General features: G+C 51.4%; 11 protein-coding genes. 8 read left to right on the top strand and 3 right to left on the bottom strand.

The annotated features are described in order from the left end of the window. The 5 genes from GVY43_RS15680 to GVY43_RS15660 form a co-directional block, all read left to right on the top strand. The coding region (locus tag GVY43_RS15680; protein ID WP_236549003.1) for a hypothetical protein at positions 1-518 on the top strand (518 nt) is incomplete at its 5' end. Between the two features lie 197 nt (positions 519-715). Beyond that, complete coding sequence (locus GVY43_RS15675) at positions 716-1,273, top strand: recombinase family protein (RefSeq protein WP_159563792.1); 558 nt, start codon at positions 716-718, stop codon at positions 1,271-1,273. Positions 1,274-1,331: 58 nt separating this feature from the next. After that, positions 1,332-1,553, top strand: coding sequence for a hypothetical protein (locus GVY43_RS15670; RefSeq protein WP_159563791.1), 222 nt, complete (start codon positions 1,332-1,334; stop codon positions 1,551-1,553). A gap of 203 nt (positions 1,554-1,756) precedes the next feature. Further along, positions 1,757-2,272 carry a helix-turn-helix transcriptional regulator gene (locus GVY43_RS15665; RefSeq protein ID WP_159563790.1) on the top strand — a complete coding sequence of 172 codons (516 nt, stop codon included), beginning with the start codon at positions 1,757-1,759 and terminating at the stop codon, positions 2,270-2,272. 710 nt (positions 2,273-2,982) lie between these two features. Next, positions 2,983-3,171, top strand: a complete 189-nt coding sequence (locus GVY43_RS15660) for a hypothetical protein (protein ID WP_159563789.1) — start codon at positions 2,983-2,985, stop codon at positions 3,169-3,171. 57 nt (positions 3,172-3,228) lie between these two features. On the opposite strand, the gene GVY43_RS15655 is transcribed toward GVY43_RS15660, so the two are convergent. Next, a complete protein-coding gene (locus GVY43_RS15655) occupies positions 3,229-3,456 on the bottom strand; it encodes a hypothetical protein (RefSeq protein WP_159563788.1) in 228 nt (75 codons plus the stop codon). A 361-nt stretch (positions 3,457-3,817) separates the two neighbouring features. Here GVY43_RS15655 and GVY43_RS15650 point away from each other — a divergent pair, with 361 nt between their 5' ends. From GVY43_RS15650 to GVY43_RS15635, 3 genes are all read left to right on the top strand, one after another. Continuing rightward, the gene (locus tag GVY43_RS15650; RefSeq protein ID WP_159563794.1) at positions 3,818-4,054 is read left to right on the top strand and encodes a recombinase family protein; all 237 of its coding nucleotides are present in this window, start codon (positions 3,818-3,820) and stop codon (positions 4,052-4,054) included. Positions 4,055-4,195: 141 nt separating this feature from the next. Next, positions 4,196-5,083 carry a hypothetical protein gene (locus GVY43_RS15640; protein WP_159563786.1) on the top strand — a complete coding sequence of 296 codons (888 nt, stop codon included), beginning with the start codon at positions 4,196-4,198 and terminating at the stop codon, positions 5,081-5,083. 84 nt (positions 5,084-5,167) lie between these two features. Beyond that, positions 5,168-5,683 carry a helix-turn-helix domain-containing protein gene (locus GVY43_RS15635; protein ID WP_159563785.1) on the top strand — a complete coding sequence of 172 codons (516 nt, stop codon included), beginning with the start codon at positions 5,168-5,170 and terminating at the stop codon, positions 5,681-5,683. Positions 5,684-5,900: 217 nt separating this feature from the next. Here GVY43_RS15635 and GVY43_RS15630 read toward each other — a convergent pair whose 3' ends face one another. Together GVY43_RS15630 and GVY43_RS15625 are read right to left on the bottom strand one after the other, a co-directional pair. Next, entirely contained in the window at positions 5,901-6,494 is a 594-nt protein-coding gene (locus tag GVY43_RS15630; protein WP_159563784.1) for a type II toxin-antitoxin system PemK/MazF family toxin, read from the bottom strand. Further along, a complete protein-coding gene (locus tag GVY43_RS15625; RefSeq protein ID WP_159563783.1) occupies positions 6,491-7,417 on the bottom strand; it encodes an STM4504/CBY_0614 family protein in 927 nt (308 codons plus the stop codon). The genes GVY43_RS15630 and GVY43_RS15625 overlap by 4 nt, the downstream gene beginning before the upstream one ends. Between the last annotated feature and the right edge of the window lie 482 nt (positions 7,418-7,899).

Raw genomic sequence — 7,899 nt, 5'->3', positions numbered from 1 at the left:
AGGATGTCGACCGGATGCGTCTCTACATCGACGGGGTCTACTACAACACGGTCGGGCTTCGACACGCGTATGATAACGTCCACTTCTACCTGCCGTGGGAGCAACGGCTCGACCTCTCGGACACGGCCATCTTCGAGTTCGTCTCGATCGACAAGCGGGGCCGCGAGGGCGAGCGCCTGGTCGTGACGCCGGACATCCGCGTCCAGATGGGATGGAACGATGGCGATTACGTGTTCCGTGCCAGGGTCGGCCGCGGGACGCACCGCGTCGTCATCAAGGACGCCGACGGCCGGGTGATGGACGCGCAAGACTTTGACCCTACGCGTTATTGGACCGTCGACATCCCGCTCGACCATACACAGTACAAGCACGGCGAGACGTACTACGTGTACGGCGTCGACTCGAAGGGGAACGAGGGCCCGCCGGGGGAATACGTCTATAGAGGGACGAACGCGTCGTATGAGTCGTTCACGCCGGCGGCCGAGATAGGCTGGCCGGTCGGGGGGGACGCGCGATGAGCTATACGATCACCGGCACCCTCAAGTATTCATAAAACGACCGTTAAAAGAACGAATTTGTTCGTGAATTCACATAAAATACGAAAGGGCGTCCCATCGCCCTTTTTATTTTTGATATACTGTACATAAACTCATCTTTTTATCAATGTGTGTTTTTTCTTCTGCATGACGGGAAAACATACATCAGGAGGTGCATCATGACAAGAATCGGATATGCGCGCGTCTCGACGGCCGAACAGAAGTTGGACGCCCAGCTCGATGAGCTGAACAGGGCCGGATGTACACGGATCTTCCAAGAGAAGGCATCGAGCGTGAAACGCCGTTCGGAACTCGCGGCATGCCTCGACTACCTGCGCGAAGGGGACACCCTCGTCGTCTGGAAGCTGGACCGCCTCGGGCGCACGACGAGGCAGTTGTTGGCGTTGGTCGACGATCTGAAAGAGCGTGGGGTCCACCTTCATATCCTCACCCTCGGTGTCGACACAGGGACGGCCGCGGGACGGCTCTTCTTCACGATGATGGCCGGGCTCGCCGAGATGGAGCGTGAGCTCATCCGAGAGCGGACGAGGGTCGGCCTCGACGCGGCGCGGGCGCGGGGCCGGACGGGGGGCAGGAAGCCGATCGACCCAGGGGTCATGAGTCGGGCCATGATGATGTACGGGGCGGGCATGACCGTCTCCGATATCTCAAAAACGCTCGGCATCTCGCGATCCACCTTCTACAAGTACATGAGACAGAGCGGAGGGGCGTCATGAGGCGCCCGGTCACGGGACTGAACCTGCCCGGATGGCTGCGCCTGCGTCCGGAGGACGAATGGGTCCCGGTCGAGCTGTTGCCGGCATCCGTCGATATCGGGTCCGGGACGACCATCTTCCTCCTCCGGCTCGGGCTCGTGCCAGACGAGGTGACGCGTCGACAGATCGCCCACCTCGCCTACAGCTCGAAGGAGCGGCGGGACGGGGTCGGCATACGGGTGAGGCTGAGCGACGGGCGTGTGCTCGAATGGTCCGGACGCATCGAGGCGACCCGTTATGAGGACGTCTATGTACGCCTCCGTACATCGGGACCCTGTGTCCTCCGATAGGACGCATGGTCGTCCGGATCGCGCCGCAGTCCATCGGGCTCATCCTCTCGACGCCCGCCATGTCACTGGGAGGTTTGGGACTGGGAAAATCGACAGGGGCTTGCTAGGATAGAGGAAAAGACATCCGATGGTCGGATCGAGTGGGGTGGACGCGATGAAGGAGAACTGGTTGAGGGCATACCGACGGACGCGTGGGATCGGGCTCGAAGAGCTCGCCTCCCGGACGGGGGTTCCCTTGGACGTGTTGGAACAGGTCGAGGGTGGTGCCATGCCGGAGGCGGAGAAGTTGAAACGACTCTGTCAGGCGTTGGAGGCGGACGGACCCGGCGTGCCGGTGTTTCGCCACCTGCGGACGGCGTACGAGTTGTTGGCGACGGTCTGTGGGAACCGAAGGATTGTCCACGAACATGACCTTCATAGCGACTCGGAACAGGTCGAGCTGTTCTGGTCCATCGTCGGGCATATCCAGACCATCGACATGGTGTGGCAGGACCTCGGTGACGCGTCGCGTCACCACGAGGCCGTTCGGCTCTCCGACTTGATGAGGGAGTCGGAGAGGCTCGGCATCTGGTGGTTCGGGCTGGCCACGTCGGATCCGGGAGACCCGACCTCGACGGTCGGGCTCGTGTATGCCACCGCCGTCGGGGCAGGGCGCCTCGTGGAGAGGTGAGGGCCAGAGTGCGTTCCGGACGAGGACAGGGGGACGATGTCGGGCATGACATCGTCCCCCTTTGGGGCTATCTATCGTTCGCGGTCCCGTGCTAGGGACGGCACGAAACCACGGAACGAGCTGTTCGGCACGAGGCTGAGCGAGTGATTCAATATATGTCTCTCTTTCCCGGACTTCGAGGGTTTGAAACCATGTGCGCCGCCAACCGGACGGATACGGGGTGTCGGAGGACCCGAATGTACAAATAGTTAGAATATTCTGTTTAACGGATGGCGGATAGAGGAATGTTATCAATAGATCGTTCGCCGATCGAGGGGCCGGAGGGACTCCCGACCGGCTATGGTCCTCCCATCGCGGGGTGAAGACGGTGTGGTGTCTCTCCAGCCTCGCGATGGTTGCCTGACCCGTACCGACCTGTGCCCACATGGGTCGTACGATAGATTGGCCTCCTGAGCATGGTGACAAGGGAAGAGGAAGGGCGCCAGAGTGCCCTTCCTCTTCCCTTTTTAGGGTCATTGTTCAAGCCGTCACGGCGCCTCGGTGTCCGCTCATCCACGTGTCCGCGGACGGGACACCCTCTTGTTCAACCTACGCGCCGTCTTCGCGATCAGCACATCGAGTAGGCGTCCCCCCACCAGGTCTCCGGGTCCGATGTTGAATGCGTTCGTGGTCCTGAAGTTGAAGTTGTACATGTCCCTGGACGCCCGTCGGTGTACACGGATCACCAGCTCGCACGCCTCTCCCGGATGTTGCGAGAACAGGACCATGAACAAGGTGTCTTCCAAGCCTTGGATCACCCGGATGCTCCCGTGTACGGACTGCCTCTCTGTCGACAGGGCGAGCTGGAACACTTCGGCGTCCTCCACCATCATCTGTACATCGGATCGGGTGCGGCATAGCTCCTCCGCCTGTTCGTGGAGCGCACGGTACAGTTGGCGCATCTCCTTCCCCTCCCTTCATCGGAACCGGTCGTCCCTGAAGAATTCTGTCAGCGAGATGTCGAGCCGCGCGCAGTAGTGATACACGATGTCGATGTCGACCGGCGGTCGTGAGGAGAGTGGTGTCTCTGAAGGTTTCGGGTTCGCGCGCATCTCCCGGAGCACGGCATGGAGCGTCGTCCCCCGTTCCGAGGCCACCTCCTCCATCCGTTCCTTGATCGCGCGCGCCACTTTCGTCTGATGCATCTGCATCCTCCTCTCTGGTTGTGATCCTATCTGTCTCCAGTATACGACAGTTCCGATGAAAATGAACAAACGCACCGGTGGTCCCGGGGACCCCTTTCTGCCCTGTGCCCCTCCGTCCGGTCATGAGGGGCTTTTCAAGATCTACGTCCCTCTGGTAAAATGACGACAAGGCAGGGAGGCGGTTCCTTGCCCGCATGTTTACAACTCCTAAGTGATTGTATTGAGAGTTTTATTTAGGATGCCCTAGGTCCTGGTCGCGGAAACGATCGGGATCGGACGCCCCCTCGAAAGAGGAGGGCGTCTTTTGTTGCTCCTTCTGAGTGCGTTTTTTTCTGCATCACGGGAAAACACACATCAGGAGGTGCATCATGACAAAATAGGATATGCGCGCGTTTCGACGGCCGAACAGAAGTTGGACGCCCAGCTCGATGGGCTGAAGAGGGCCGGATGTACACGAATCTTCCAAGAGAAGGCATCGAGCGTGAAACGCCGTCCCGAACTCGCGGCATGCCTCGGCTGGATTGGCCGAGATGGAGCGCGAACTGATCCGGGAACGGACGAACACAGGGCTGAGGGCCGCGAGGTTCGGAGGTCATGACCCGAGTCATGATGATGTACGGGGTGGGCATGACCGTCTCCGATATCTCGAAAACGCTGGGCATCTCGCGATCCACATTTTGTAAAAATATGAAAGAATGCAGTTACAAAAATAGAGGAACGATAGAATAGGGGGTTAAGTGTGGAGAAGGGGAAAGAAAAAGAACTTGAGCAGTTTAATGATAATCTATCTAAGATTAATAAAAATCTTCAATCACTTGTGTCTGCATTTGCACCTATGAAAACTGTATTGCGCGATATTAACAAATCTATAGAGGGTGCTACAAGCGGAATTTCCTCCATTAAAGGATTAGAAATACACAACGAAGAGTGGAAAGAACGTCTACGTGAAACGGTGGAATATCTTAAGGATCACTTCTCGGAGGCGTCACTTGATATTATTGAATTTGCAGATGAAATGTCCAAAGAAAATATCTTCTTGCATTCTGATTACTTATCAGAATTTGATTTGTCGGGTTATGACACGATGCTTCGAAAGGATGTCGTGCTAAGTTGGATGGAAACTAGTTTTGATGAAACACTGTCTAAGTTGACAAAGTTGGAATTTTTGATAAGACATCATCATTTGATAAAGCAATCAGCAAATGCTTATAGACGAGGAGAAATAGAGATAGCGATGATTGCTCTTTATCCAGTAATCGATTTCTTTGTTTTGAATTGGGGTTTGGCACAAGATAAGGAGGGGTTTTTTTGTGGGCAAACAGATTCGACACAGTACTTGAACTCTAAAAGAAAGAAAGGAATAGATAAAGGGACGAGACAAACAACAAAGGAAATGAGAGAAAAACGAAGGATTCGCACTTTTTTTGAGGGGACAGCACTCCTTGGGGTGTATCAGATTTTTGTAGATGAAGACAAAGACGGTAAAAAGGTGAACCGACTGTCACGAAACAAAATGTTACACGGGAGCTATGATTATGATTGTTTGACCGAGGAAGACTATTTGAAGTTGTTCTATTGGCTGTATGCGTTAACTCCTTTATACGAGGGCATTAGAACGGGCAACTAAGTGTCTATAGATTGTCTATATGAAAAGAGTGTCGAACTTGCTACGATCGATGTATCAAATACTTATCGAAACGGGGCGGATTTTATGAAAGGTAACTGGCTTAAGGTGATCAGAAGTGTTTCAGGAATGACGCAACAAGAATTAGAAATAAAATCAGGGGTGTCTGTTCGAACGATTACTCGTATCGAAAATGGAGAAATTCCAAGACTATCTACACTAAAACAACTTGGAAAAGTCTTAGAAAATGAGTGTGGAGATATTTGTATTTTAAAAGAAATGAGAGACGGTCATGAACTGCTGAACACTTTATGTGGAAGGCATCAGATGGCTTTCAACCATGCCGATTTTAAACAAAATGAACAAAATGAATTAATTGAAAGTGTACACTCGTATGTTCAAGAAGTAGATATGGTGTGGGAGGAAGTAGATAATCAGTCTCGCTTTAAATGGGGGGAAGATATGTCTAGGATGATGGAGGAATCCGAAAAACTAGGAATCGTCTGGTTTGGAATGGCATATGCTGCGTCAGATAATCAATCATGGGAGACCGGTTATTTATATGCTGTTGAGCTGGATGATGAGAGTATAACTCGGAAATAAAAAGACACCCTTATCGTTAAAGGGTGTCGGATCGGATTGGGTACCGATATGGTCTAATTTTACCGTCGCTAAGGCGCGTTCGGTTGCGATGGAAGCAACCTCAACAGATCACTTGTAGATCAAGTCAGCGACGTGGGACCGGAATTTAACCGGTAAGGTATATATATCATAGCATATAAACTCCTAAATGTGAATGAGGTTTGCTTTCACTTTTTTTTTAAGGGTCTGGCATGATTTCTGGAACAATTAGTTTGATCCATTTCAGTTTCAAGGCGTTCAATTGATCTGTCGAAATTTTCCCGACCGGATTTTGTCCAATCATTCTGACTTTGGAGACCGGACGAGACTGAAGTAAATCGGCCCAACTGTTCATTGTGGTATTGGTTCGCTGAATGATACAGGTTATCTCCCCTAAATCAATTTCGGTGGGGCGAGCAGATCGACCCGCTTTGGCAGATCGAAGCGGGGTCACAAAGATTGTATTGCTTCTCTGGGGCGAATGATGAAGAACAATTGCATAGCGTGTTCCGCCGAATTCTGAACCTACGTTGAACCCGAAATCGGCATGAATGACGTCGCCAACCGAAAAATTTGTTAACATTTTCCGATCTTCATGATTTCGATCAGCCCATTCTTTTACCACGGCATCTCGAAAACGTTTTTCTTTTTGGATGAACTTCGAACGTGTTTCCATCCAATCAAGGTAACCCTCTCTTTTTTTATTATCTTGAAAATGCTGAAGTGCACTCAATATTTTTTGAGTGTTTTTTTTGAATTTCGCATAAAGTTGACTTGTTAGTTTATGATTCATTTCGATTCCCCTTTAATAAAATGTTTATTGTAGATTTGAATTAAGAGAGTGATGTTGGCACCTGCCAGATTGAGGGCATATTGGGTCAAATAGTCCGGTATATCAATGATGTTCGGCCCTTGCCCATGTCCCGTGTTATTGTTTCGGACGGTCGGGAGCCCCTCCAGTGTTGTTCTGAGCGAGTTGAGCTGGGTCTGGTAATAGTTCGGGAGGAACTGGTTGTCGAAAAGCGCTTGTATGAGTGCGGCGGCCGTCCCTTTACTTGTTGGCCATCCCTTTGCTTGGCAAATGGTCTTCATCGTACTCTCGAACGCCTTGGCGGCGGAGGTGATGGCGGCCTTGTTGTCCCCGTTCCGATACTGTTCATGCGCTTCCAGATATTCATCAAGGGGACCGGAGAATCCTGTGCTGCGCATGAGCATAAGCGCCGGCCTGACAGCCTCGACATGGAGGATCGTGGAGTTGATTTTAATGAAGCGGTCTTCCACAAATTCGAGTCCGATTCCGTTCTCCCGGAATCTTTTGTTCAGGGTTTCTATCGTTTGAGGTCCTATCAAATTCCAATCGAAAGCAAATTTAATCAATAGTTCTACCATGTCGATGACCCAGTCTCCTTCTTCGCAATACAACAAGAAGTCTAGACAGGATTCAATTTCGTTTGGACCATCTGTTGTATCACCAGGAGCGTCGAGGAGACTTAGCAGTCCATGTTCTTCAAGAAGGTGTTGTCTGATTTCTGCAAAAGCGTTTTTGTAAAACACTTGATTTAGTGCGTCGGATGTTAGTCCAACGAATTCCGTGTTTCGAATCTCGTACACAGCAATAATCAAATGAAAAATCTGAATTCTGAGACGTTCTGGCACATCTCCATCGTAGGGGAACAAATCGATATCTTTTATGTTGTTTCGCTGTGAAAAGAGCAAATACATCGCCTCCGCGTTATTATTTTAATCTCGACTGACCTTCCTAACTTCTCTAAAAGGAATTGTCCAACGACTGCAAGAACTCCTGCTTCAGAAGGGAGAATAGTGGTTTGTTGATAGTTTAACTTGGTAAGTTAAACGCCGAGAGATTCTCCAAGCGTAAGGTTTTTTTTCGAAATCTGCGTTCCTCTGGTAAAATGACGACAAGGCAGGGAGGCGCTTCCCTACCTTCTCCTAGTGATTGGATTGTGCAGAGGATTTTGTTTAGGATGCCTCACATCCCGGTCGCGGAAACGATCGGGATCGGACGCCCCCTCGGAAGAGGAGGACGTCTTTTGTTGCGCTTTCCGAGAATTTTGCTATGCTAGATATATAGGGATTGCTGATCCCTTTCCGAATGCACTGTTTGTCTAATAACCATGGATACCGAGGTATGCCGTTCCTCGATTCCCGAATGTGAGGTCCCCTTATGGGGGCCTCTT

The sequence above is a fragment of the Exiguobacterium sp. 8H genome, assembly GCF_902506255.1.
Lineage (GTDB): Bacteria > Bacillota > Bacilli > Exiguobacteriales > Exiguobacteriaceae > Exiguobacterium > Exiguobacterium profundum.
This window is presented reverse-complemented; position numbering and strand designations above follow the sequence as displayed.